This window comes from Paenibacillus swuensis (assembly GCF_001644605.1).
Lineage (GTDB): Bacteria > Bacillota > Bacilli > Paenibacillales > DY6 > Paenibacillus_N > Paenibacillus_N swuensis.
Map to the genome: position 1 here is coordinate 4,591,745 of NZ_CP011388.1, position 25,889 is coordinate 4,617,633.

Consider the following 25,889-nt stretch of genomic DNA (forward strand, 5'->3'; position numbering starts at 1 on the left):
GCTCATGCTGGGCGCACTTAAATGATAAAAAGCCGATCCTGGGATCGGCTTTTTATCATTTTCGCTTGGCTTGTTCAATCTGCTCCGCCAACTCGTTTAAATACGTCCATCGCTCCAGTAGATGCTCCAGTTTGGTCTCCGCGTCGCGTTGTTCTTCCGCTAATTGCTGCAGCAACACCGAATCGCTGCCTGACCCGTTCATCCGGTCGATTAATGCCGCAATATGCGCCTCTTGGGCTTCAATATCCGCATCTATGGTTTCATATTCCTTCTGTTCCTTGAACGAGAATTTCAATGCTTTCTCCCGCTCCGTGCGGACTCCTGTCTGGGCATCGGGCGTCGTCATGCTAACCGTGCTCGGAGATGCTTTAGCGCTTGTATGATTGCTTTTGAGGGCAGCTCCTTCATCTGTTCCTGTATCCATGCCCAGCAGCTTTCGATACTCCTGATATTCGGAATAGTTGCCTACATGCTGAACGATTCGCCCCGCTCCTTCGAATGCCAGAATCTTCTCCGACATTCGATCCAGGAAATAACGATCATGGGACACAGCGATACATACGCCGGGGAAATCGTCCAAATAATGTTCCAGAACCGACAGAGTCTGAATATCCAAGTCATTGGTAGGCTCATCCAGGAGTAATACATTGGGCGCCTCCATCAGCACACGTAACAGAAACAGCCTTCTTCGTTCGCCGCCTGAAAGTCTGGAGATGGGTGTCCATTGCGCAGCCGGCGGGAACAAGAATCTTTCCAGCATTTGAGCAGCCGTTATGGCTTCACCCTCTGCCGTCATAATCACTTCCGCGCCTTCTTTAATGTACTCGATCACCCGCAGCTTCTCATCCATCTCCCGGCTTTCCTGGGAGAAATATCCGATTTTCACCGTGGGACCGACATCAATCATTCCGCTGTCAGGCAACAACCGGCCAGCAATCATATTCAATAACGTCGATTTCCCGCTTCCGTTGGGACCAATAATACCAATGCGGTCGTCCCGTACCGTCGTATAACTGAAATCCCGGATCAGCGTTCGTTCCTCAAAGCGCTTTGTCACATCGACAATTTCAACAATCTTCCTGCCCAGCCGGCTGCCGCCCACCGAAATATCCACTTGATCATTGCGAAAATCCGGATTGGCATCTTGCAGTTTCTCATAGCGGTCAATTCTCGCTTTTTGCTTCGTAGTTCTTGCCTTCGCCCCGCGACGAATCCATTCCAATTCTGTGCGAAGCAGGTTCTGCCGCTTCTTCTCAGAAGCGTGTTCACGTTCTTCCCGGTCCGCCTTTAATTCCAGAAACCGGCTGTAATTTGCCGCATAGCTATATAAATTCCCTTTATCCAATTCAAGAATTCGATTGACTACTCGATCCAGGAAATACCGGTCATGGGTAATCATCAGCAGCGCGCCTTTGCGCTTGTTCAGATATTGCTCCAGCCAATCGACGGTTTCGTTATCGATATGATTTGTAGGCTCGTCCAGAATCAACAGCTCGCAAGGATGAATCAGTGCACCCGCGAGAGCAATGCGTTTACGCTGCCCCCCTGATAATGTGCCTACTTTACGTTCGAAGAAATCAATTCCGAGCTTGGTCAGAATGATCTTGGCTTCACTTTCCAGCTGCCAGGCATCATACGTATCCATATCCTGGCTTAAAGACACAATCCGCCCTTGCAAGATCGAGTTATCCGGATCTTTCTCCGCTTGCTCCAATACGGAACGATAAGCCCGCAACGTCTTCATAACCGGTGTATCTCCGTTAAAGATTTGATCCATGACTGTCGCGTCGGAATCAAATTCCGGATTTTGCGGGAGAAAACGAATTCTTACCCCTCCGCCCGTAGACACTTTACCGGAATCCGCAGGCTCGAGTCCTGCCAATGCTTTCAAAAACGAGGATTTTCCCGCTCCGTTCACACCAATTAACCCGATTTTGTCCTGATCCTCAATACCTAACGTTATCTCATTAAATAATATCTTCTCTCCGTAACTCTTGGACAGTTGCTCAACTGTAACAATATTCATGCGGCAGTACTCCTTGTTCTCGCAGTTCTCGTAATGACCCTTATATCCTTAGCATTATACGGCAAAGCTTGCGGTTTAGCCACAAACAGCCCTTTACTGGCTCGAACGCTTTATGTGAAAAAGGTCGCGTGGAACTGGTCACAATGTATGATTGTGGTATAGAAAAGTGTTTAAAATAACATCTTGAGTCTGAGTTTGAAAAGATAAAGGGATGAGCGCTAACTAAACGCTCATCCCTTTATCTTTAACCGAGGCAGCTCCACACCGCGGCTAAGCACGCGGCAAGCCCCGCCCCCGCCGCTGAACTGATAAAGTTCACGGCATCGTTGTTCATGCGGGCCGAGCCGCGTACCAGCACGGCGGCTTGCCCGCAGTGGTGCGTGCGCTCCAGCTCGCGGCCGCATACGGTGCAGGCGTACATCGCCTGCACCGTGGCGCCCAGCGCGGAGTCGGCGAGCGCGCCGCCCATCCCCGCGAGGCCGGCGAGCGCGATCAGCGCCGGCCAAGCCAAGGCGCCGTCAGCGCCGCCCAGCAGGGCGGTGACGGCGCCGATGAAGAGGCCGCCGGCCAGGCTGGCGGCCGTTCCTGCCGGCGACACCGCGCCGGAGGTGCCTTTGGGCACTTTGCGACCGTTCAGGATGAACCGCGGCTGCCCGCCGCTGAGTCCGCCGATTTCGGTCGCCCATGTGTCCGCGGTCACGGTCGCGATGGCGCCGACAAACAACAGCAGGAAGCCTTCATAGGGAAAGAAGGCGCTCAGAATGCACAACAGCAGCCCCAAACCTCCGTTAGCCAGCACTTGTCCCGCATCCCGGCGGCCAGATTTCTCATAAAGTTGTTCTGTCGCGGCTTTTGCCCGTTTCTTATATTGAGACAAAAGGGAAGAGGACATAAAAAACGCAATCAAAGTGCCTGCCCAAAGAAACCCGCCAATCCCGTAAATTAATGTACCCATGATGACAGCTGCCACAAATCCGGAGAAGGCTAAGGACTTTAGCCGGTACGCCCCGCCCGCGATCAGTAAGCTGCCCGCGAATCCTATGAACCAGTCCATCGTCCTTCTCCTTTCCGAGCATTATCCGTTAACACAAGATAATTGTTGCTTCTCCCAGTTTGTCTTTTCCCCAAAACAACGCCGTATGATCTCCCGAAGCGATCGGCCCAACGCCGGCGGGCGTACCCGTATAAATCAGATCCCCGGGACCCAGTCCATAATGGAAATGAATAAATTCCAGAACGTCTTCAATGGAAAAAATCATATCCTTACTGTTACCCCGTTGCACCTCTTTTCCGTTAATCGTCAGACTAAACTCGATCGAGGACAAACTTTCCTCGCCCGGGAAAGGAAGAAAGGATGTCAATGCCGCCGAATTACGGAACCCTTTGGCCGCAAGCCAAGGATGGCCTTTCTTCTTTAGTTCGCTTTGGACGTCTCGAAGGGTAAAGTCTAAACCTAAAGCCATGGAATCAATCATTTCCGACAACTTTTCACCCTCAACATAGGGTTTACCTATATGAAGAACCAACTCCGCTTCATAATGGACTTCGCCTGTACTGCCCGGGAGTGCGATTTCGTCGCCATTCATTGTGATTAGCGCATGAGTAGGCTTCGTGAAGATCATAGGCTTGTCCGGTATGGCATTACCCAGCTCAGCGGCGTGCTCACCGTAGTTTCGGCCTACGCAATATATATTGCGGATATGATTATGATGCATAAGTTTACTCTCTCCTCTATCGTTATTGTACACCGGATAACAACGCCTGTTTCCAGCGGTCCGGATAATTGGTGCAAATCATAATGTCAGGATGCATGGCGGCAATACGCCGTATGTGTTTCTCTTCGTTGACGGTCCACGCCATAATGCGAAATCCGCTCTGAATAACTGTGGCGGCGAACGCCTCGCTCAAGTACTTATAGGAAATGGACAACAGGTCGCAATCCAGTTCGTCCAGGCGTCTTAGCAGATCAGCCGGTCGTCCGTCCATAATCAGGCCCATTGAAATCCCCGAATCCAGAAGGCGCACATTTCTTAGAGCTAACGGTTCAAAAGAAGTAATACATACGTCTCGTTTCATATCATACTCTTCCAAAAGATTTAAAACATTTTCTTCAATGCCGGGATAAAGCGTCCCTTTTGTCTTCAATTCAATGTTCAGCTTGCACCGACCTTTGGCAAGTTGGAGCACCTCTTCTAACGTAGGCACTTTCTCGCCCAGATAAGCCGGTCCGAACCAGCGTCCCGCATCCAAGGATCGAATCTGCTCGAGCGTGCGATCTTTTACTTTCCCGCGGCCTGAAGTGGTGCGGTTTAACGTGAAATCATGGATGACCACGGGCACGCCGTCCTTCGTTAACTGTACGTCCAGCTCCAACCAATCCACATAGGACTCGTTTAAGGCCAGCTTCATCGCTGCAAGTGTGTTCTCGGGCGCGCGACCCGACCAGCCGCGGTGTGCTGCGCATGCATTCATATCCGGATTCCTCCTCAGTCGGCTATAATTATTCCTTTGGCATCTACTGCGGCGTCCTTAGACAGATCAGAAATCCGCTTTCTTAAAGCTGATCCGGCCACAGCATCCATAAGTTTTGGCTGGCCATACTTGGTCAGTACGGGAATCAGCTTTAAAGCGCAGGAACCCTTCTTTGTGCAGGTCGTTTCCAGTATCCCCGTGTCCCAAGTCTTGGGGTTGGAATTGGTGGTAAAGATGAAGTTTCCTAAAGAGTAGGCAATCCACTTGCCCTTATATTGTTCAAAGCCTTGTAATACATGAGGATGGGCGCCAATGACCAAATCCGCCCCCGCATCAATATAGGCATGCGCCAATTCCTGTTGGTGATCTGCGGGCTGTTCCTGTCTTTCTTTCCCCCAATGAACTACCACAACGACGAGATCGGCGGTTTGATCGGCCTTCCGAATTTCTTTCAAAGGTCTGGTTGTATCATAAGTTTCAGCCACGCCCGGAGTGCTTGGCCCCGCTTTCCATGACCCTTCCGGCACCACCCGGCTTAAACCTACAAAAGCGACTTTTACGCCTTGTTTGGTCATCATAACCGGTTTGTAAGCCTCATCGACATTTTTGCCCGCTCCGATGCGTTCAAAGCCCGCTTCATCCGCAGCTTCCATCGTATCCAGTAGTCCTTGTCGACCTTGATCAAGGATGTGATTATTGGCGAGACTCAATACGTCGAATCCGGCATCCTTCAGCGCGGGTAAGGCATCAGGTGAAGATTTAAACACATAGCTCTTTTTTTGAGGCTCATTGTGTTTCGTGACAGGCGTTTCCAGATTACCCACTGTAATATCCGCCTTGCTTAACACATCTTTAACGAAAATGTACGGTGTGTTCCAGCCTTCTTTCATCATGCGATCCTCCACGGTACCGGCCAGCAGAATATCACCTACGAAATTCATATGTATAAGAGCTTGATCTGATGATGAAGGATTTGGCGCTTTAGAAGAATCGGGTTCAGCGACTTCCGGACCTGAAGGATTCGATTTCTCTGGTTCCTGATGTTCCGCGTCCGGCAGGTTCTCGGGTCGCTTCACCTGATCGGGTACATCCTGGGCAACCGGTTTAGTCTGCTCTGAAGCTTCTTGATTGTTAGCGGCTGTAGTTGTTCTTTCTGTTGAAGGGCTTGCGTCTTCCGGGTCATTTCCCGCATACCATATCCCGTAACCTAAAGTCCCGGCTGTAACCAGCAATAGCGTATTCAAGACAATCAGCCGCTTAAGCTTGGTTTCTTTCCTGGCTTTCCGCTTACGTCTTGTTTCTTTTCGACTCTCAATCATGTTGGATAGTACTCCTTTTCAACCTTGGACATCTCCCTCATTATACCATAGAAACAATAAAGGCTACCCGCTGGTTGGCGGGTAGCCCTGATTAACAAACAAAGAAATGGAAAGGAATTTTTTATTGCTTGCGGAGCTGCTGCTCCTGTATCTGATTCTGTGAATTCATCACCTGGGAGTTCATCATAGCATGGTCGACAGCCTCAACATAACCCATCGGCTCTTGCGCATTTAAGAACGCTTGTCTTGAGATTTCACGTCTTTCGCTTGAGGTCAGCGGTCTGCCGCTGGGATGACGCACCATATCGGAAGCGTTATATCTCTTCCCGCTTGGGGGCTGGGTATGGGATTGCGTTTGCCCGTAAGTAGTAGATTCATTTTGCCCGCCCTCCAGCGTTTGTCCGGAAGGTTGAAATGCGTGCAGATACGTTTTGGCCGTATGATCCTTAATTGTAGGAACTTGATATTCCCCTTGCGCGTTCATGTACAGGAACACTTCATAGGCCTCATCGGCGCACTTCACAGCCCCGTTAATCATCATCTGTCTTAGATTGGGATCCGCGCATTCCAAGCCTTTGGCGATGTGATTTTTTGCAGAGTTTTTATGACAGGACAGCATGGCTGCCGCAATCTGACTATCATTGAATTCCGCGCCGTCAGACGGTCCGACCGGCTCCGGATTCCGCAAACCGTAAGTGATTTCCTGGGGCTTAGCGCTCATGATATTGTGCATTTTGTTGCTTGTTTTCGGTTCTGTGTAATCGTGAGTATAACCAACCAGCTGATCATAGGCTTCCATTGAGGTATGCAGGTGACGCTCAATCATTTGACGCAGTGTCTCATCTTGTGCTTGCTGCGCGTATAAACCAAAATGATTCATCATGTTAATTTTTTCGTTCAAAATTTCATGGACTTCCATCGTTTCATGTGCGCCGAAAGGCATAAAAAAACAGCTCCTTAGTTGTCAGTTTGCAATCATTTCTATGCAAAGTACACAAAGGATACTGTTTCCTAGTCAGGTAATAATTATGTGAGTTTGGAGAACACCGACTCAGCCAGAGTGGTCATATACTTCGGATCGGTGTTCAGGCTGGGCGTTCTCTCCAGATGTAACCCGAGGTCCGCTGCGACCTTCTGTGCTTCGATGTCCAAATCATAAAGAACTTCAAGATGATCGGATACAAAACCGATGGGACAGACCAGCACATTGCGAACTCCCTCTTCTTGCAAAGTCTTTAACGTGTCCAGTATATCGGGTCCAAGCCAAGGCATAGCAGTCTGACCCGCGCTTTGCCAAGAGAATTGCCAGCTGTTCACACCGGCCTGTTCAGCAACCGCCTCTGATGTTTCTATCATCTGCTGCGGGTAAGGATCCCCGGTTTCTAGAATCTTCTCCGGCAGACTGTGAGCCGAGAACACCACACGAACCGGCACTGAGTTCCTATCTTCAAAGCGCTGTAATGTATCCGCTACCCGTTCGGAAAGCGCGTCAATCAGCTGAGGATGCAAATGGTAACTCTCTACAAAGGACATGGCGAGACCTGCTTCTTCAGCCGCCTGCTGCGCACGCTTTATATAACTACCTACACTCATCGTGGAAAAATGCGGCGCCAGCACAATCCCCACAGCGTGGTTTATGCCGTCCTTCGCCATTTTGTGAACGCCGTCCTCAATATAGGGAACGGCATGCTTCAAGCCCTGATAACAAACAAACTCATATTCGGGATACATCCCATTTAATGTTTCTTCCAAGCCGGCAACTTGTTGATTTGTGTTTTCCCGAAGCGGAAAGAATCCGCCAACGATCGCCTCATAGCGATCTGTCAATTCCTTCAATTGCTCTGGACTGGGTGGATTTCCCCTGCGAATGTGGGTGTAGTAAGCTTCCACTTGGTCCAAGCTTTCAGGCGTTCCGTAAGACATCACCAACACACCGATTCTCTTCTTCTCCATCGTCTACACCTTCGATTTCGTCAGCATACTGGCCGAATATTCATGAATATAGGAGGTTAATTCCTTCAGCTTATCCAGTGAAGCTTCCGGATAAAGACCATGACCCAAATTAAAGATAAATCCGGGCTTTTCCAATCCCTGATCCATGATTTCTTTGGCATAACGATGGATAACCGAGCTCGGACCCTGCAGAACGGTCGGATCCAGGTTGCCTTGCACGGCAAAGCGATCATCCAGTCTGTTTCGTCCTTCTTGAATGGATACGCGCCAGTCCAAGCCGATGACGTCGGCTTTAATGCTGTGCAAGGAAGTCAGCAATTCGCCGGATGCCACACCGGGGAAATAAATTTTCGGTTGATCCAGATCCTTAATCCCTTCGAATATACGTTCAATCGTCGGCAACACGAAGGTTCGGAAATCGGCCGGAGACAACGCTCCGACCCAGCTGTCAAACAGCTGAACCGCTTTAGCGCCCGCTTCAATCTGCGCGCGAAGATAAGTCGTGACCATATCGCCAAGCTTCGACATTAACGTATGCCACACCTCAGGCGCGCTGTACATCATTTCTTTGGTACGAAGGTAATTTTTCGACGGTCTGCCTTCAATCAGATAACTTGCAATCGTAAACGGTGCTCCCGCAAAAGTAATCAACGGGCGATCCAGCTCGCGATCCAGAATCTTGATGGTTTCTATAATGTGCGAAAGGTCACCCTGGACATCAATGGGCCGAAGGTTGGCCACGTCCGCCGCCGTCCGGATCGGATTATGAATGACTGGTCCGATATTTTTCACAATATCAAAGTCGATCCCTATAGAAGCAACCGGATTCATAATGTCAGAATAAAGTATAGCCGCGTCCACATCGAGCTTCTTTACAGGCATTAAAGTCACTTCCGCCGCAAGCTCAGGCTGTAAACAAATTTCCAATAGCGAATATTTCTCCTTGATCTTACGGTAATCGGGATCATAACGTCCCGCCTGCCTCATATACCATACCGGTAATCGATCAATCTCTTGTTTGCGGCATGCCCGGATAAATTCGTCACGATAGCTCACTGATAAGCACTCCTTGTTTCCTGTCTCAATAGCCTTTTCCCTCAAACCTAAAAATTGCGGGATCGGCCGACATTTCTGATACCTAACATTATGCCCTTTTTGCCATGACGAAACAACCGACGCCCTTTTTATAGTATGACAAATGTTTGACACTTACGAAGGGAAAGCGTGAATTATTCTTAACAAAGAATCCACATTTCATTAACACTGCAAACATATAACTCTATTAATCTATGAAAGAAACTAATCGTTAGGGGTGTATGGAATGAGCAATCAGGGAATGGATCGTCGCACGTTTCTCACGTTCTTGGGTACCGGAGCTGCCGCTTTGGCCGCCGCTTCAACGGGTCTTGGTGTATTGGAGGGGAAAGCGGAGGCTGCGGAAAAAGGTATATTCGGATTTCATGTGGACAAGAACGCTAAATTCAAATTTGAACCGATCGCGCCTTCATCCGCAGATGAACTCCTGTTGCCGAAAGGATTCAAATATGACGTTGTGGCTGCTTATGGGGACATTATCAACAATCAGGGAGACGTATTCGGATTTAACTGTGATTTCACGATTTATTTCCCGATTGAAGGTTCTAACACCCGCGGTTTGCTATGGGTCAATCATGAATATTCCAGCGATTTGTTTGTGCACGGGGCCAAATCAGGGGATAAATATTCCGCCGAACAAATCCGCAAAATGCTCTATACGCAGGGCGGCTCCATTATTGAAGTATACCGTGATGCAGCCGGCCTCTGGAAGATGGACACCAGCTCTAAATATGCACGTCGCGTAAGCGGATTGACTCCGTTCGCATTAACGGGTCCGGCCAAAGGTTCACTTGCGGTCGGCGGAGCAACCACCGTTCAGGGCACATTTGCTAATTGTTCCGGAGGAACAACGTTATGGAACACAGTACTTTCTTGTGAAGAAAACTATGAAGCGACTTCAACGGACGCGGGATTAAACATGACTCATTACGGGTGGGTTGTTGAAGTGGATCCGTTCGATCCCTCCTTCCCTGTTCGTAAACATACAGCACTAGGCCGTTTTCATCATGAAAATTCGGCAATGGGCATCTCTAAAGACGGACGAATTGTGGTTTACATGGGCGATGACAAGACAGATGCTTGTATTTATAAATATATCAGTGACGGAAAGTACGTTCAGAGCAGCGGCAGATCCAATACTTCGCTCTTGGAAAACGGTCAGCTCTACGCCGCGGATCTGCGAAACGGAAAGTGGATTCTCCTCTCCCACGGTGCAGTTAACACTGCGTTAATGAACGAAAAGTATGTCATTCCTTCCGCCATCAAGAGCACTCGGGCCGACTTACTCAAGAAATACACTTCTCAAGCTGACGTGCTCGTCCATGTTGCAGAAGTAGCCATTCTTCTGGGAGCGACGCCAACCGATCGCCCGGAGGATCTGGAGATCAGCCCGTTCGACAACACCATCTTTGTAGCTCACACCAATAATGATGTGCATGGTAACATTCATGGTCATATCACGCGGTTGTTTGAGAAGGATAATGATCTGGGCGCGACGGAATTCGATTTTGAAATTTTCGCCGCCGGCGGACGTCAAAGCGGCTTCAGCGCACCGGACAACATCACGTTCGACACTGCGGGTAACTTGTGGACAGTGACGGACATCTCTTCGAGCAAATTAGGTAAAGGCGTTTACGCTTCCTTCAAAAACAATGGCGTTTTCGTAATTCCTACTTCCGGCAACCAGCAAGGCAAAGCGTTACAATTCGCTTCAGCGCCGGTTGAAGCCGAAATGACGGGACCTTGGTTTACACCGGACGAAAGCACTCTGTTCATGGCTGTACAGCATCCGGGTGAGGAAACGAAATCACTCAGTGATTTGACCAGCCGATGGCCGCACCGCCTCGGCGATCATATGCCTCGTCCGGCCGTGGTGGCCATTACCGGTTTCAAAAAGTAACTCATGTTTGCGGTATATCATGAAATGTTCAAGCTCATCCCGTCAAAGACGGGGTGAGTTTTTTTGTGTTCTTCCTGTTGTGCTATAATGATCAACAAGAAAAATGAGACTCAGGAAGAAGGAGAATACATGGAGCGGTGGAAAATCAATCTGGCCGTGCTGTGGATCGGGCAGTTTCTGGTCATGGGCGGAATGACTATGATTATTCCGTTCCTGCCTTTGTACCTTCAAGAGCTTGGTTTAAAGGATCCCGATGAGATTACGTTATGGGCAGGCATTATTTTTGCCGGAAACTTTGTAACTTCATTTCTGTTCCAGCCTTTATGGGGGAAGCTTGCGGATAAATATGGACGTAAAATGATGTTGTTGCGCTCCGGTTTCGGCATGGCTGCGGTGATGGCCACCATGGGCTTGGCTATGGTTCCATGGCATCTGCTTGTACTTCGCTTAATTAACGGCACCATCTCCGGCTTTAATCCTGCCGCTGTATCCTTAATGGCTGCCTCAACACCGAAAGAGCACAGAGGGTTTGTCATGGGCATCCTTCAATCCGGTTCGGTAGCCGGGACGATATTCGGCCCTTTGCTCGGTGGTTTGGTTGCAAACGAGGTCGGGTACCGACCCATTTTTTACATAACGGGAGCGTTGATCTTTGCGGCATCCTTACTCGCTATGGCGCTGGTGAAAGAGGATTTCCAACGAAAGACGGAAGCGCAAGAGGCCCCTCTTTCTGTATTCGGCGGTTGGCAAGAGCTAAAGCGCATTCCCCAACTGCCCGCCCTCTTCACCGTTACGGTTTTGTTACAGTTCTCTATGCTAAGTTCGATGCCCCTGGTTCCATTATTTGTTCAGGAACTCAGCCACGACCCCTCGAATATAGCGCTTTATGCGGGATTGGTGGGATCCATGTCAGGATTCTCCAACCTGTTCGCGTCTCCCTTGTTAGGCAGGATAAGTGACAGGCTGGGCGCTGAAAAGGTACTTGTCCTGTCTCTGATCGGGGCGGTGCTCTGCTTCATTCCGCAAGCCTTTGTCACCACGGTTTGGCAACTTATGGCCGCCCGTTTCTTGTTGGGGGTATGTATGGGAGGCATGCTGCCGTCGATCAACGCGCTCATCGGTAAATATACGCCAAAAGGGATGGACAGCCGCGCATACAGCTTTAATACAAGCGCCCTGAGTCTTGGGAATATGATTGGTCCTGTAGGTGGAGGCTTGTTAGCCGGATTTATGGGAATTCGCGGCATTTTCATCGTATCGGCGGTGCTCTTGGTCCTGAATGTGCTGTGGGTGCGGTCTACATTGCTTAAGAAGTCGACACCACACCATGCATCCTCTAAATAAAACGGCTTTGGCAGTGTCTAAGATGCAACGAAATAAACAAAGAACCTATCCGCCGGATAGGTTCTTTACTTTATTTGCTAATCCCAAGTCACCCATTGTTCCGATCGCGGATATACATAGGGTAAACGCCCTTACAAAAAGGAGCAGATGGTATGCCTAATTATCGCATTATTGTTGACTTATCCGACCGCAAATTATATTTGTTGGACAACAACATCGTTGTTCGTCAGTTTCCCGTAGGCGTAGGACGAATTGTTACCACCACTCCGACCGGTGAGTTTACGATTATTAACAAGGCTCCGAATCCCGGTGGCCCGTATGGCGCTTTCTGGATGGGATTGTCCAAGCGCGGGTACGGCATCCACGGTACAAACAATCCTTCGTCCATAGGGAAGATGGTCTCCAAAGGATGCATCCGGATGTATAACAACGATGTAGTGCAGTTGTCCCGCCTGGTGCCCATCGGCACCAAAGTAACCATCAGACCTTAGCTGCGGCCGAGTCCTTTACACGAGCAATCGCCAAGCCGTCATAGGCCGGTAATATCGTGCTTTCCAAGCGCGGATCGCTGGCCATGCGCTTGTTGAATTCGCGCATAGCAAGAACGGACGGACCTTGCTTTAAAGGATCTGTTGTTCTGCCGCGCAGAAGAACATTATCTCCTACGATGACGGCACCGGGGTTCGCAAGACGTATGGCCCAATCCAGATAATTGGGGTAATTCTCTTTATCGGCATCAATAAAGAAGAAATCAAAGGTTGCCCCTTCGGCGCCCAATTTCTCCAGATGTCCCAATGCTTCTCCAATCCGGTATTGCACCTTATCTCCTAAACCTGCTTGCCGCATATGCTCCATCGCAACGTCGGCATATTCAGGAAGCAACTCAAGCGAAATCAGCCGCCCTTCGGCGCCCAACCCCCGGGCTAAGCAGATTCCGCTGTAACCTCCTAATGCGCCAATCTCCAGAATTTGTTTGGATCCGCTCATCCGGACAAGCATTGTTAATAGCCTGCCATAGCCGGGTGCAACGGAAATCTCAGGCATCCCGCGTTCGCGGATTCCCTCTGCGGTTGCTTTCAATTGCGTGTCTTCGGCATATAGCCCGTCCACATATTCATCCGGCAGCATGGTCATGATCTGTACCTCCTGTTTGTGTCAACACTAAGTTTAACTTATACTTAATTGTATGATTTTCAGCAGCGTTACACAACAACGCAGCCGAATACATAACCAGAGCGGAATAATGGAGTGAACAAGCGAATGACATTACAATTAATCGCGACCTCGCCGATGGGTTTAGAAGCCGTCGTGGCGCGGGAGCTCAAGGAACTAGGATATGAAGACGTCCGTGTTGAGAACGGACGCGTGCTTTTCTCCGGAGGCGTCGAGGATATCGCGCGGGCCAACCTGTGGCTGCGTACTTCAGACCGTGTCCTCATCAAGATGGCTGAATTTCCGGCGACTACGTTTGATGAACTGTTTGAGGGCACCAAAGCGATCGCATGGGAGGAATGGATTCCGGAAGACGGTGAATTTCCCGTGGAAGGACGATCTCACAAATCACAGCTTTCCAGTGTGCCGGCATGCCAAGGCATCGTGAAGAAAGCCGTGGTGGACAAGCTGGCTATCACTTACGGCACGGAGTGGTTTGAAGAAGACGGACCTCGCTACGTCATTGAAGTATGGTTACTGAATGACATCGCGATGATTACGCTGGACACCACCGGCCCCGGGCTTCACAAGCGAGGCTACCGCAGGCTTGTTACGGAAGCTCCGCTTAAGGAAACGATGGCGGCCGCCATGGTCTTACTGAGCCGTTGGCAGCCTGAGCGCCCCCTCTACGACCCTTTCTGCGGGTCGGGCACCATCCCGATTGAAGCGGCGATGATCGCCTGGAACATCGCTCCGGGGCTCCGTCGCAGGTTTAACAGCGACCGCTGGCCTGTGATCCCGGAAAGGGTATGGGAAGATGCCAGGGATGAAGCTTTCGATTCCGTTCGCGACGACATCCCTCTGCACATTGCCGGTTCCGATATCGACCCGGCTTCCATTGATGTCGCTCTGGCCGCAGCCAAAAGCGCGGGACTTTCCAAGGAAATCAAACTGCAGGTCCTGCCTGTGGCGAAGATGAATCCTGAGGGTCGGTACGGATGCATTATTACCAATCCGCCATACGGAGAGCGTTTAGGCAATGAAGATGAAATGGTGCGGGCGGTTCGTCAATTCGGCAAATCCTCCCTGTATCTGGACAGCTGGTCCTTCTTCGCCTTATCGCCTTACCGGGAATTCGAACAAGATTTTGGCCGTAGAGCAGATAAGAAACGCAAGTTATTTAACGGACGGATTGAATGTAACCTGTATCAGTATCTCGGACCTTTACCGCCGCGTAACCGAGGTGAATAGGATGAACCGCGCTCCTTCGGGAGTGCGGTTTTTATTTTGCAGAAAAACTTGGACTACCCTTCTCCCTCCGAATTATTGTAATATTAATATATTGTAAACAGGAAAGGAATCTGGTAATGTCTCTGCACAACGAAATTGTAAATCGCACAGTCCCGCTTCGTGAGTCTCGTATTATGCGCATTTTATATAAGATTAATTTTATAGACTATCTATTTTTTATAGCGTTGCTTTTATGGAAGATTGTACTTTTTGACGCTTTCATCGCTGTACCGCAAGTTCGTATGGGTGTTCCGGACTGGTTGGTGGGGACCGGCTCCATCCTGCTTCTTTCCGGATGGGTATTGATCCTGCCGATGACTTGGCGCGTACTCGTGCTGTTAAGTTTAAACATTCTCATTTCTGTCGTTATATTTTCGGATCTGGTGTATTTCCGATACTTCCAGGATTTCATCTCCATTCCGGTACTCCTGCAGTCGAAACAAGTCGGAGAACTCGGAGGCACGATCGGCACATTGGTCTACGCCAAAGATATCTTCTTCTTTCTCGATCTGATCTTCTTAATTCCTATGGCTTTATATGGTTTTAAGAGATTGAGAGAGTCTGGTTCACGACAACCCGAACGGCGGTTCCGTCTGCGTGTCTTGCGCAAATTCGCGGCTAACGCTCTCGTCTTTACCATAGGTTACGCACTTGTATTTGCACCGATTCATGTGGCTAAGGGTACCTGGGCCAAAGGTTTATTCACCGGCAACTGGTGGAACGTGGCGACCTACAACGTAACCGGACTTCTTGGATTTCACGGCTTGGATGTATACCGGTATCTGGACAAGAACGTTCTGTCTAAGGACGAAGGCCTAAGCGAAGAACAGCGGGGTCAGATCAATCAATGGCTGCAACAGCATCATGAACTATCATTAGACGGCCGCACGGAGAACACATACGGAGCTTACAAAGGCTCTAATGTCATTGTGGTCCAAGTGGAAGCCCTGCAGAATTTCATGCTTAATGAGTCGATCGGAGGTCAAGAGATTACGCCGAACTTGAATAAGTTGATGAAGGAGAGCTTATATTTCAGCGAATTTTATCATCAAACCGCTCAAGGGCGCACTTCCGACGCCGACTTTTCATCGAATTGCTCCATGCACCCGTTGCCTTCAGGCTCGGTGTTCACTCAATATGCGAATCATACCTATCATTGCTTGCCGAACGAGCTGCAAGGGCAAGGGTACGCTACAGGAGCCTTTCATGGCTATGAGGAGAGCTTTTGGAACAGGTATGCGTTCTATCCTAATATCGGTTATGACCGCTTTTACAGCAAGAAGGATTACAACTTTGACAGCAAGACCGAGAAAGTCGGATGGTCTATCGGGGACAAGCCTTTTTTCGAACAATCTGTCAGCCATATGACTCAGATGAAGCAGCCGTTTTACTCCTTTCTGATTACATTATCAAGCCATCACCCCTTTGTCCTGCCCAAAGAATTACAAATGCTCGATGTAGGCGAGTTGGATGGCACGGACTTCGGAAACTATCTGCAATCCGTCCATTATGTGGATCAGTCGATCGGTGCTTTCATCGAAAGCTTGAAATCTCAAGGGATGTGGGATAACACCCTATTTGCCCTGTACGGAGATCATGATAATTCCATAAAGGAGAAAGAAACCTTGGAGCAATTCACGGGCCGCTCTTTATCGGAGCTCGAATGGACCAAGGCCGTAAGACAAGTTCCTTTAATCATCCATGCACCTGATGCCGCATTGAAAGGAACACAGACAGACATTGCCGGTCAACTGGACTTGGCGCCATCACTCCTGCATCTTCTCGGGGTTCCGCCTGAAGGAAAGTTTTTTATGGGTCAAAATGTATTCAAGGATACCAAAGAACGTTTAGTTGTGTTCCGGAACCGCTCGTTTACGGACGGTACTGTATATTATAAAGCAAGCGCGGACCAAATCTTTGAAAATGGTACATGCCTGGACTATGCCAGCGGCCAACCGACCGATATAGCGTCCTGTAAACCAGGTTACGATGAAACGGTCAAACGTCTTGACATCTCCGATCAAGTGATTACGAACAATGTTCTCGCGGAAACCTCCGCCCATACGAAAACCCAGACTCCTTAAAGTCTGGGTTTTTTTATATCGTATACTTACACCTCAACCCTCGGAGCGGTCGGATCGCAAGCGGGCGGCTTCACCTCTGACACCTGCGCGAGCTTAAGCAAATAATAACATTCTTCACGCGCCATATGATCCGGCAGCAGCGGACTTAATGTACCCAACGCCTCCTTCGTAAGTCGCATCTCTTCAATCTCAGCCAGGAACTCTTTAAACAACAGCATCTCCAGCTCCACATCTTTGTTAAATCGGGACAGTGCGGGAAACTGGTGCAACTGGGTTCTCATAAACCCCGCCAGTTCAACGGCTTTCAAATAAAATTGTTGAAACTGCACCTCGAATTGCATACTCTTCAGAATCAAACCCTTCTCAACCGGATCCAACTCCTGGGAAACGGCCGCGGCATGACCTGTTGCGTCAGTCAACCAAAGCAGATGATGGTGTATCGCTTCAAAAACCGGGGGCATTTCCCCTTGAATCAAGGCATACAAAATCCGGATATATTCGTCCAATTCATTCACCATATGATTTATAAACGTGGGCGGCAATCCAATCTCAATCTTGCCGACGAGGTGTTCTCTTAACAGCGCCAGTTTAAACTCCCTGAATTCCAGCGTAAGCCGGTATATCCCTTGGTTAAAAGAGGGAAACTGAACAGCATCAATACCCACTCGGGCATTAGCAAGAAACGTATCATAGGAATCCACGTAGAACTTTGCTTTCTCGATATTGCTCTGTTCCTTTGGCGAAAAGGCGGAGTAAATGAAACGGGCATGATCCCCCATAATTTGCAACCAAAAGCGGTGTTCAAACAAGGCCGATTCTATGTACTCGTTGTTTGTCTGCATGTTCTGATTCAAGGGCTTGGACCTCCTCTGATAAATGCTTTACTTTACACACTTTTAATTGTATGTGGAGTGATAGGAATTTTTTCCTATCTTTTCCTGCTAAACTTAACTCCAATGGCTGTTGTATGATAATATGTACATATGATGTTTTGTTCAAAAAGGAGCTGAGATTCGATGTCGTTACCCTTCATCATGGCGTTGACTTTTGCTGTCATTCTGATTTTGGTTTTTTATGCGTGCTGGTATGTTTCAGCCCGGGCTCAAACCCCTAAGAGACGGCCGATTGAGCATATGCCGGATATGCCTTATGAAGATATCTCTTTCCTAAGCCAAGGCTCTGTCATCAAGGGATGGTTCGTACCCTCCTCCGATCTCAAAACAAAGCCTCCCGTGATACTGATCGCGCACGGCTGGAACTCCAATCGCTCCCGCGTGTTGCGCTATGCGCGCCCGCTCTATAACGCGGGCTATGCCCTGCTTCTGTACGACGCCCGAAGCCACGGCGAGAGCGACGGCATCCCCGCTCCATCCGGCATGGCGTTCCGGGATGATCTGCTCTCCGCCGTCGACTACATCCACGCCCGCCCGGATGTCGATGCCAATCGCATCGGCGTGCTCGGGCACTCGCTCGGCGGCTTTGCCGGCGCAGCCTCGCTGTGGGATGAGCGCCGAATCCGCGCGCTGGTAACGGACTCGATGCCGGTCCGTATTGAAGCGATGATCGGCGCGGAGCTCAACCGCTTGCGGATTCCGTTGTTCCCGCTCGCGACGATCATTCCGCGCGTCTGGTTTATCCGCGCGGGAATCAATCGTGAGATGCTCGCTAAGCTCGATCTCATCTCTGCGCTGAGCCGTTCCGGCGATGCTGTGCCCAGGCTCCATGTCCACTCGCGCAACGACGACTATGTGCCGTCGACCGAGCTGGACTATCTGGCCGCGCAAAGCCTGTCCGGCGCCGAGCATCTCTATGTCGATGCCCGGGGGCACAGCTGCTCGGAGACGGATCCGCTGTTCTGGGAACGAGTGCTGCCATTCTTCCGCAACCATATCTAGAATAAATAAATAGCAGGCAACCCTGTGAGGGCCGCCTGCTATTCATGGATATCGTTATTTAGATTTCTTAACATATTTTGCAATTTTCTCAATGACTTCATCCTCTGTCGGAGCGGTGACATAACGCCCGTTAATGAAGATGAAGGCGAACCGCGAGCAAGGACCGCAATAGGACTTGCATGCTACTTTAATCTCCGCGTCGGGAGCAAGCTTCTGCAATTTGGGTAAAGCGGTCTTTACTTTCATATGTTTACACTTATCGCAAATTCGAATGTCGTTAGCCATGGTGAACCAATTCCCCTTTTATGCCCCTGACTAGTGGTCGCCGTGGTTGCCTTTCGAAGGGTTGGTGATCACGAATCCTTCTTCTGGAATGTAGAGGTAGTCAATTTTGACGCCGTCCAGCATCGGTTCATTCTTATTCAGAATAACGTCGAAGCCTTTGTCGGTCGCAACCACTTCATCGTCCTCTGAAGGCTTGTCCAAATCCATACCGTAGTGCGCATGGTCTCCATGGGAAGAAGTAACCAATATTCTAAGCTTCAACTCTTTATTCTCGTCCTTCTCTAGTTCCTTCTGAATGATCTTCGCCGCGTTACGCGTAACTTTGCATTGCATCTGTGCCAACTCCTGTCATTTTCTCAATACTTTATATTTTAACTGATTTTTAGACGATGTCAAAAAACGCTATAAACGATACTTCTTCTCCACCCGCTCCGAAAACCAATTCGCAACAAACATGGTGACGGCAATATCGTCAAAAGGCAGGTACGGCAACAGATCCGGAAGGACCCAATACAGTAAAACCGGAATTCCAAATAATAGTTTTTCTTTCAGCGGCACGGCAGGTGAAGCCACTAGTCGAATAACCCGGCGAAATACATGCCCCCATCTGCGCAGTGAAAACAATTTCCTCAATGCAGCCACCTCCCCAGGAATACAAAGCGCCCCGTGAACCGGAGCGCTTTGCTTCCTATTATACCCTCGCTGGCTTAACCGACGCAAACCATAGCTATAAGCGAATCTATAATTTCATGCCCCGAAGTAACATTGGGACCAACTCATCATACATTTGATCAAATTGTGTTATAGGCAACGGATTACAGCCCCATCCCGATTCTAACGTATAGCCTGGTCTCCTGTAGCGTTGGATAAACCAATCCTTGTAACCCGCGTCACTGTCCCTTAGTTTTAAGGGTTTATATCCGCTCACTCCCGCCAATTCCAGGGCCAAGGGCTCCGACTCGGCTGGTTCTAGATCGCGATAATTCCAGTAGATCTCCCTGCCTTGCGTATGCAGTGCGAAGACACGGTCGAACTGGCGCACATCCGTCCAATTCGCCATTATTATAGCTTCCGGTTCCGTTAAAGGAGCCGTTCCACCATAATCTCGCGGCCCCGGACGGTTCACTAACCGACGTGTTCGTTCTGCCTCCCAGAACGCGGGGAATTGATCATTTAGATCTATCCCGCGGATATTGGCTTTCCATCCTGAGAAATCCGATGAACCGTTATTCCAAGCCAGTAACTCATGAAAATATCGATGATCATCAGGAAGACCCCGGAGCACTAATTCCACACCGTCAGGATTGACCATGGGTACAATCCAAAGACTGCAAGTGTCCAGCAGACTCGTAACCGAAACCCCTTCGAGCGAAAGTCCGTTAGCATATGACTCCGCGCAATCCTCCGTGAACTTCATGAGCAGGAGAGTGGTAATCCATTCATTCGCATGGAAAGATCCGTTCACATGCACATGAAAGCATCCCATACCAAGGCGAAGCGCGGGGATATCTCGACCCATGACACTTGCGCCCAACACCTCACAGCGTAGGAAGGGAAATTTACGGGTCAAGAATTCGATGTCGTCCATCATCTGAGTATAACTGTAAGACAGATCCGTTCGAATGTATCCCACAACATCACTCCTTAGTTAATCAGTGTATGATTACATATAATGAAACTTTCTTATTGCCGATGACAGACCCTTACACTACAATGGATTTAATTACCTTATTATACAATTCATATGATTCGGAGGTGTGAAAACTGGTTCATGCATATTGGTATATTACAAAGATGAGAATTCTCTCCAACATAACGTATCGCTTTGAAGTGTTTGCCGCTATATTTACGAACATCATCATCCTTGTTGCTTCGGTCTTTCTGTGGCAGACGGCCTATAATGGGATATCGCAAGTCGAATCATTTACGTTGAAGGAAATCGTAACTTATACGGTTCTTTCCATTCTGCTAGGCTCTGTTTACATTACCGATGTTCAGAATACGATTTATTACCGAATTCGTGAAGGTAAGATTGTAACAGACTTCTTCCGCCCTATCCCTTTACTGACTTCTTATCTGGCGGATGACATCGGCAGCTCAATCAGCGCGTTAGTTAACCGCGTGCTGCCTCTGTTCCTTTTTGCATCCCTAGTATTCGGTCCGCCCCTTCCTGCAACTTGGGTATCCTTCCTGCTATTTATTCCGTCTTGTATTCTTGGCTACGCCATCTTGTGGTTGCTCAGCGCGCTAGTAGGTTTAACCGCGTTCTGGGTGATGGAACTTGGTAACCTGGGTATGGTTAAGGATAGTATCGTACGTGTACTCTCCGGCAGCATTGTTCCGCTCTGGTTCTTCCCTGACGGAATTCAGAAGGTATCCGCCTATTTACCGTTTCAGTATACATATCAAGCTCCACTTAGTATTTATATCGGCGCCGCTTCATCTAACAAAGCGTTAGTTGGCATGGGTATTCAATGTATTTGGATTATTCTGTTGACACTGTTGCTTGCCGCAGCATGGAAACGAACGAAATCAAAGACCTTAATTCAGGGAGGGTAATTGATATGATTGCCGAAATGAAACATTATGGCAGTGTCGCTTATTGCTTTGCGCGTCTAGCCATACAGCGGCAACTGGAATATCCTCTCTTTCTGGTAAGTTGGTTTCTGATGATTCCCATTCAATATTTCTCCGGTATTTGGATGATCCAGATTATCGTAGAGAGATTCCAGGCATTGAAGGGATGGGAATTTCCGGAGTTGGCTTTTATTTACGGGCTGGCCCTGCTCAGTCATGGCCTGTTAGTTGTATTTTTCATTAACACTTGGCATATGGACCACATGGTCATTGAGGGATTGTTCGATCGTTTACTGCTGCGGCCAATGAGTGTGTTCTTTCAACTGGTAGCAAGCTACGTTAATTTTATAGGACTGGTAGATTTAATTCCGGGTATTATCATATTTCTGTATGCTTGTAATGCCGTCGGATTTGACTGGACATTCATTAACATCTGCAAGCTTATTTCTGTTATCATCGGAGGCGTGTTGCTCCGTGCCGCACTGTTTATCGCACTGGGGTCAATTTCTTTCTGGACTAAACGGAATTCTTCTACCGTCTCGTTCGCGCTCACTATTCTTGATCGCGTCACGATGTATCCTATTACATTATATCCTTATCTGGTTCAGGTGCTCTTCACATTCATCCTGCCTATCGGGTTTATCAGCTTCTATCCCGCAGCAGACTTTCTGCAACAAGACGCACCATTTCACCTACCGCTTAATATGGCGATATGGAGTCCCCTGATTGGCATCCTGTGTTTTTCGTTATCCTTGCTAGTCTTTAAATTAGGAATGAAACATTATGAGAGTTCTGGATCGTGAGGTGTCCCAATGGCAATGATTGAAGTCAATAATATTGTAAAAGAGTATATGTTGATTCGGAAAGAGACCGGGCTTCGAGGTTCAATCAAGAGTTTATTCGCTCCGAAGAAAGAATGTGTACGCGGCGTTGACGGAATTAGTTTCACGATCGATAAAGGCGAGATCGTCGGATATATCGGGCCCAACGGTGCAGGTAAAAGTACTACTATCAAAATGCTGACTGGCATACTGCACCCAACTTCCGGTTCCATACAAATCTGTGGTATATCTCCTCAAGAGAATCGTAAAGCGGTCGTTCAGAAGCTTGGTGTGGTGTTCGGACAACGCACACAATTATATTGGGATCTCCGATTGGGAGAATCGTTCGAATTGCTCAGACGAATTTATCAGATTGATGAACGGACTTATCAGGAGAATATGGCGTTGTTAAATGTTGTATTGAAGTTAAGCGATTTTATTGATACCCCGGTGAGACAATTATCTCTGGGTCAGCGTATGCGCGGCGACCTGGCAGCGGCAATGTTACATTCCCCCTCCGTGTTATTTCTGGACGAACCGACAATCGGACTTGATGCGGATGCTAAGCATGCGATTCGCCAATTTATAATGGAGATGAATCGAACGAAAGCCTTAACTGTAATTCTTACAACGCATGATCTTGATGACGTGGAACAACTATGCAGTCGTTTAATCATTGTTAATCACGGTAAAATTGTTGAAGACGGTCCCAAAGACGAACTTATTCATAAACTGACCCCTAAACGTCAATTAATTGTGGAACTGCAGCACCACGTTGAAGACTTAACTCATCCCTACGCTGAACTGATTAAGCAGGACGGTTTGAAGATCTGGTATCAATTCAATAAGAAATCCATTACAGCCGCTGAACTTATTTCCGACTTATCACGCAAGCTGCCTATTCAGGACTTGAGTGTACGTGAACCGGATATAGAAGACGCGATCCGGGAAGTGTATAAGACGAACACCCCATTGAAGATTCCTTCACTCGTATAGAACCTAAGTGAAACGGCTGGCGCCGTCCTTACAGGCGCACAGTACGTTTCATTCCGGGGAAATATCAGAATAGAGTATGAGCAAAAAAACTTATACTTTCTGATATATGAACAAAGCCTGAATTAGGAGAATTCCTAAATCAGGCTTTGTTCTATAATAGGCTCTAATTATCAATTCATTAAGTGATGCTAGGCGACTGCCATACGACCGGTTGAAGCATTATCTGCTCCCCAAGCCAATCCTGTGCAATATGACGAAACATAGCAGGTTCGCCGCTGCAAAAAAATTGATGTATCGGAGTTTCATGTGAACGCGCCAAATGGTTGGTTTGATAAAGAATCGTGCTGATTTCTCTTGCTGTTTCATCCGCTGAAGAGATTAAAGACACATTCGGTCCCATGACTTCGCCTATCGTATCCGCGAGAAACGGATAATGGGTACAACCCAGAATAAGGCAATCCATGGGGGGAAAGCTTAATCCCTCCAAGGACTTCTCAACAACTTTATGTGTTTCAGGACTGCGGAATAATCCTTTTTCCACCATAGGCACAAAATCCGGACATGATCTGCTCACGACTTGGATTGCCGGAGAAATCTGCTTTAACGCATTCAAATATGCGCCGCTGCGGATTGTGCCGTCAGTTCCGATTACCCCGACCACACCGGTCTGGGTCGCCTTAATCGCGGCTCGAGCTCCGGGATGTATAACGCCGACTACCGGAACATTCACTCTTGAGCGAATATCCTCAAGCGCGACCGCTGTTGCTGTATTACAAGCGATAACGATCATCTTTGGCTGAAATTGTACAAGGTAATCTACAATTTGACGTGTAAACTGTACTACTTCTTCCGATGTGCGAGGTCCGTACGGAGTTCGGGCGGTGTCGCCGAAATAGATGATTTTCTCCTGGGGGAGCTGTCTCATTACTTCTTTCACGACCGTTAGACCGCCTACGCCGGAGTCTAATATTGCGATAGCTTGCTGCACGAACACACCGCTTCCTTTGCAATTTTATGAATAAAGACCATATGTTAAATTATGATTTTTAGCAGGGAATGGTACCAAGGCATAAGCCCCTATATGTATATTTGTAACCCAATTCTCAAAGCTCAAACGGTTGTGACCGTTCTTAATTCATCGCTTGGAATGTAACATATGTTTCCCTACCATTTTGATAAATAACACAGGTTTCGCGAACTCTATTATTCTAAAGGTTCACTTGCTTCAAATCAAGCTCAGCAGTAGGTTTGTTTCAGACCATCCCATAAAGGCTAATAATAGTATAGACAACATGTGAAAGGAGGTGAGCTTGATGCCTTGGATGAAAGGAAAATTCCCCGAATCCATGAAGAATCTCGATCCCCGTGTACGCAATAAAGCAGTGGAAATTGCTAATGCCTTGCTGGAGGACGGTTCGGAAGAAGGGCGGGCGATCGCAATCGCTACAGCTCAAGCGAAGAAGTGGAATGAAGACCATCCTTTGCACGAGATCTCAAGTCACTCCCAACAGAATCGTACAACTGCCAACTACCATGTCATCCCACATGATGGGAAATGGGCCGTGAAATCGGAAGGACAGTCGGATGTGCGGTATATAGCCGACACCAAAGATGAAGCAGTCAAGAAGGCGCAGGTATTGGCCACAGATCATAACAACAGCGCTATAATCCACAGACGTGACGGAACTATAGAATCCTCACATAATTATTCATAATTTGTAGCAACCTAACTTGGTAAATTTGGAAGGAGCGCAAACGACATGAGTACATCCCAATTAAAAGAAGAAAAGTTACCTCCCCAACATCAGGAACGTCAACCCGGTCTTCAAAGTGAGATGACACCCAAACCGGACGCAATCTCTGAACAATATAAAGGCAGCGGTAAACTTCTGGGTAAAGCAGCCATCATTACTGGCGGTGACAGCGGAATCGGACGTTCGGCCGCGGTATGCTATGCTGCGGAAGGCGCCGATGTGGCCATTGTTTACCTGGACGAACACGGTGATGCCGAAGAAACCAAGAAGCTTATTGAAGCGGAAGGTCGGAAGTGTCTTCTGATTCCCGGCGATATCGGTGATGAGAAGTTCTGCCAGGAAGCCGTCAAGAAAACGGTTGATGCGTTCGGCAAGCTGGATATTCTGGTCAACAACGCGGCCGAGCAACATCCTCAGAAGAGCATTGCGGATATCACACAGGAACAATTGGAGCGTACATTCCGTACCAATATATTCTCTTTCTTCTATATGACAAAGGCGGCTTTGCCTCATCTGAAGAAGGGATCCAGCATCATCAATACAGCTTCCATCACGGCCTATAAAGGAAGTCCGCAACTTCTGGACTATTCTTCCACAAAGGGCGCGATCGTCGCGTTTACACGTTCCTTGTCCGGGTCGCTTATTGAACAAGGTATCCGGGTAAACGGGGTTGCTCCGGGTCCAATCTGGACTCCTCTGATTCCTTCTACTTTTGATGAGGAGAAAGTAGCTGAATTCGGTACTACAACGCCGATGAAGCGCGTAGGTCGTCCTGAAGAACTGGGACCTGCATACGTATTCCTGGCTTCGGAAGATTCATCCTATATGGCCGGTCAGATTCTGCATATTAACGGCGGCGAAGTCGTTAACGGATAAATTTCATGTTTGCATAGAAAAGCCATCATCCCAATTAAGGGTTGATGGCT

General features: G+C 48.5%; 26 protein-coding genes. 11 read left to right on the forward strand and 15 right to left on the reverse strand.

The features are described 5' to 3' along the window. Window positions 1–55: 55 nt before the first annotated feature. The 8 genes from SY83_RS20705 to hemE all read right to left on the reverse strand — a co-directional run bounded on the left by SY83_RS20705 (window position 56) and on the right by hemE (window position 8,826). Window positions 56–2,026: an ABC-F family ATP-binding cassette domain-containing protein gene (locus SY83_RS20705; RefSeq protein ID WP_068610001.1), complete on the reverse strand. Its 1,971-nt coding sequence runs from the start codon at window positions 2,024–2,026 to the stop codon at window positions 56–58. Window positions 2,027–2,270: 244 nt separating this feature from the next. Further along, on the reverse strand, window positions 2,271–3,080 hold the full coding sequence (locus tag SY83_RS20710) for a DUF92 domain-containing protein (RefSeq protein WP_068610003.1): 810 nt from the start codon (window positions 3,078–3,080) through the stop codon (window positions 2,271–2,273). Window positions 3,081–3,108: 28 nt separating this feature from the next. After that, window positions 3,109–3,741 carry a fumarylacetoacetate hydrolase family protein gene (locus tag SY83_RS20715; protein ID WP_068610005.1) on the reverse strand — a complete coding sequence of 211 codons (633 nt, stop codon included), beginning with the start codon at window positions 3,739–3,741 and terminating at the stop codon, window positions 3,109–3,111. Window positions 3,742–3,763: 22 nt separating this feature from the next. Continuing rightward, complete coding sequence (locus SY83_RS20720; protein ID WP_068610007.1) at window positions 3,764–4,498, reverse strand: glycerophosphodiester phosphodiesterase; 735 nt, start codon at window positions 4,496–4,498, stop codon at window positions 3,764–3,766. A 14-nt stretch (window positions 4,499–4,512) separates the two neighbouring features. Further along, window positions 4,513–5,817 (reverse strand): CapA family protein, encoded by a 1,305-nt coding sequence (locus SY83_RS20725; RefSeq protein WP_068610009.1) that lies wholly within the window; start codon window positions 5,815–5,817, stop codon window positions 4,513–4,515. A 121-nt stretch (window positions 5,818–5,938) separates the two neighbouring features. Beyond that, a complete protein-coding gene (locus tag SY83_RS20730) occupies window positions 5,939–6,760 on the reverse strand; it encodes a spore coat protein (protein WP_068610011.1) in 822 nt (273 codons plus the stop codon). Window positions 6,761–6,843: 83 nt separating this feature from the next. Beyond that, window positions 6,844–7,770 carry a ferrochelatase gene (hemH, locus tag SY83_RS20735; protein ID WP_068610012.1) on the reverse strand — a complete coding sequence of 309 codons (927 nt, stop codon included), beginning with the start codon at window positions 7,768–7,770 and terminating at the stop codon, window positions 6,844–6,846. Between the two features lie 3 nt (window positions 7,771–7,773). After that, window positions 7,774–8,826 carry a uroporphyrinogen decarboxylase gene (gene hemE, locus SY83_RS20740; RefSeq protein ID WP_068610013.1) on the reverse strand — a complete coding sequence of 351 codons (1,053 nt, stop codon included), beginning with the start codon at window positions 8,824–8,826 and terminating at the stop codon, window positions 7,774–7,776. 265 nt (window positions 8,827–9,091) lie between these two features. Between hemE and SY83_RS20745 the strand changes: the two genes are divergently transcribed. The 3 genes from SY83_RS20745 (at window position 9,092) to SY83_RS20755 (ending at window position 12,600) form a co-directional block, all read left to right on the forward strand. Beyond that, the gene (locus SY83_RS20745; protein ID WP_231891314.1) at window positions 9,092–10,765 is read left to right on the forward strand and encodes a PhoX family protein; all 1,674 of its coding nucleotides are present in this window, start codon (window positions 9,092–9,094) and stop codon (window positions 10,763–10,765) included. Window positions 10,766–10,894: 129 nt separating this feature from the next. Continuing rightward, a complete protein-coding gene (locus SY83_RS20750) occupies window positions 10,895–12,109 on the forward strand; it encodes an MFS transporter (RefSeq protein ID WP_068611254.1) in 1,215 nt (404 codons plus the stop codon). 152 nt (window positions 12,110–12,261) lie between these two features. Continuing rightward, window positions 12,262–12,600: a L,D-transpeptidase gene (locus SY83_RS20755; RefSeq protein WP_068610015.1), complete on the forward strand. Its 339-nt coding sequence runs from the start codon at window positions 12,262–12,264 to the stop codon at window positions 12,598–12,600. Here the strand turns inward: SY83_RS20755 and SY83_RS20760 are convergent. Continuing rightward, the gene (locus tag SY83_RS20760; RefSeq protein WP_068610017.1) at window positions 12,590–13,243 is read right to left on the reverse strand and encodes an O-methyltransferase; all 654 of its coding nucleotides are present in this window, start codon (window positions 13,241–13,243) and stop codon (window positions 12,590–12,592) included. The genes SY83_RS20755 and SY83_RS20760 overlap by 11 nt on opposite strands. Before the next feature lie 126 nt (window positions 13,244–13,369). Between SY83_RS20760 and SY83_RS20765 the strand changes: the two genes are divergently transcribed. Both SY83_RS20765 and SY83_RS20770 read left to right on the forward strand, forming a co-directional pair. Next, window positions 13,370–14,512 (forward strand): THUMP domain-containing class I SAM-dependent RNA methyltransferase, encoded by a 1,143-nt coding sequence (locus SY83_RS20765; RefSeq protein ID WP_068610019.1) that lies wholly within the window; start codon window positions 13,370–13,372, stop codon window positions 14,510–14,512. A gap of 116 nt (window positions 14,513–14,628) precedes the next feature. After that, entirely contained in the window at window positions 14,629–16,635 is a 2,007-nt protein-coding gene (locus SY83_RS20770) for an LTA synthase family protein (RefSeq protein ID WP_068610021.1), read from the forward strand. Between the two features lie 26 nt (window positions 16,636–16,661). Here the strand turns inward: SY83_RS20770 and SY83_RS20775 are convergent, their stop codons facing one another. Next, a complete protein-coding gene (locus SY83_RS20775) occupies window positions 16,662–17,489 on the reverse strand; it encodes a DUF2935 domain-containing protein (protein ID WP_331709962.1) in 828 nt (275 codons plus the stop codon). Between the two features lie 162 nt (window positions 17,490–17,651). On the opposite strand from SY83_RS20775, the gene SY83_RS20780 reads away from it, so the two are divergent. Then, on the forward strand, window positions 17,652–18,530 hold the full coding sequence (locus tag SY83_RS20780; RefSeq protein WP_082882665.1) for an alpha/beta hydrolase: 879 nt from the start codon (window positions 17,652–17,654) through the stop codon (window positions 18,528–18,530). Between the two features lie 54 nt (window positions 18,531–18,584). Here SY83_RS20780 and SY83_RS20785 read toward each other — a convergent pair whose 3' ends face one another. The 4 genes from SY83_RS20785 to SY83_RS20800 form a co-directional block, all read right to left on the reverse strand. Further along, window positions 18,585–18,815, reverse strand: a complete 231-nt coding sequence (locus tag SY83_RS20785; RefSeq protein ID WP_068610023.1) for a YuzB family protein — start codon at window positions 18,813–18,815, stop codon at window positions 18,585–18,587. A 30-nt stretch (window positions 18,816–18,845) separates the two neighbouring features. Further along, the gene (locus tag SY83_RS20790) at window positions 18,846–19,148 is read right to left on the reverse strand and encodes a HesB/IscA family protein (protein WP_068610025.1); all 303 of its coding nucleotides are present in this window, start codon (window positions 19,146–19,148) and stop codon (window positions 18,846–18,848) included. A 69-nt stretch (window positions 19,149–19,217) separates the two neighbouring features. Next, entirely contained in the window at window positions 19,218–19,448 is a 231-nt protein-coding gene (locus SY83_RS20795; protein ID WP_068610027.1) for a hypothetical protein, read from the reverse strand. A 106-nt stretch (window positions 19,449–19,554) separates the two neighbouring features. After that, window positions 19,555–20,448 (reverse strand): M14 family metallopeptidase, encoded by an 894-nt coding sequence (locus SY83_RS20800; protein ID WP_068610029.1) that lies wholly within the window; start codon window positions 20,446–20,448, stop codon window positions 19,555–19,557. 161 nt (window positions 20,449–20,609) lie between these two features. On the opposite strand from SY83_RS20800, the gene SY83_RS20805 reads away from it, so the two are divergent. Genes SY83_RS20805 through SY83_RS20815 form a run of 3 tightly spaced genes read left to right on the forward strand, consistent with a single transcriptional unit; the run spans window position 20,610 to window position 23,209 of the window. After that, window positions 20,610–21,374 (forward strand): ABC transporter permease, encoded by a 765-nt coding sequence (locus SY83_RS20805; protein WP_068610031.1) that lies wholly within the window; start codon window positions 20,610–20,612, stop codon window positions 21,372–21,374. Between the two features lie 5 nt (window positions 21,375–21,379). Further along, window positions 21,380–22,195, forward strand: coding sequence for an ABC transporter permease (locus tag SY83_RS20810; RefSeq protein ID WP_197479913.1), 816 nt, complete (start codon window positions 21,380–21,382; stop codon window positions 22,193–22,195). Between the two features lie 9 nt (window positions 22,196–22,204). Beyond that, window positions 22,205–23,209 (forward strand): ABC transporter ATP-binding protein, encoded by a 1,005-nt coding sequence (locus SY83_RS20815; protein WP_068610034.1) that lies wholly within the window; start codon window positions 22,205–22,207, stop codon window positions 23,207–23,209. Between the two features lie 178 nt (window positions 23,210–23,387). Here SY83_RS20815 and racE read toward each other — a convergent pair whose 3' ends face one another. After that, on the reverse strand, window positions 23,388–24,197 hold the full coding sequence (gene racE / locus SY83_RS20820) for a glutamate racemase (protein ID WP_068610036.1): 810 nt from the start codon (window positions 24,195–24,197) through the stop codon (window positions 23,388–23,390). Between the two features lie 325 nt (window positions 24,198–24,522). Between racE and SY83_RS20825 the strand changes: the two genes are divergently transcribed. Together SY83_RS20825 and SY83_RS20830 are read left to right on the forward strand one after the other, a co-directional pair. Then, entirely contained in the window at window positions 24,523–24,924 is a 402-nt protein-coding gene (locus tag SY83_RS20825) for a DUF2188 domain-containing protein (protein ID WP_068610038.1), read from the forward strand. Window positions 24,925–24,969: 45 nt separating this feature from the next. Next, window positions 24,970–25,839 (forward strand): SDR family oxidoreductase, encoded by an 870-nt coding sequence (locus SY83_RS20830; RefSeq protein WP_068610040.1) that lies wholly within the window; start codon window positions 24,970–24,972, stop codon window positions 25,837–25,839. The last annotated feature ends 50 nt before the right edge of the window (window positions 25,840–25,889 follow it).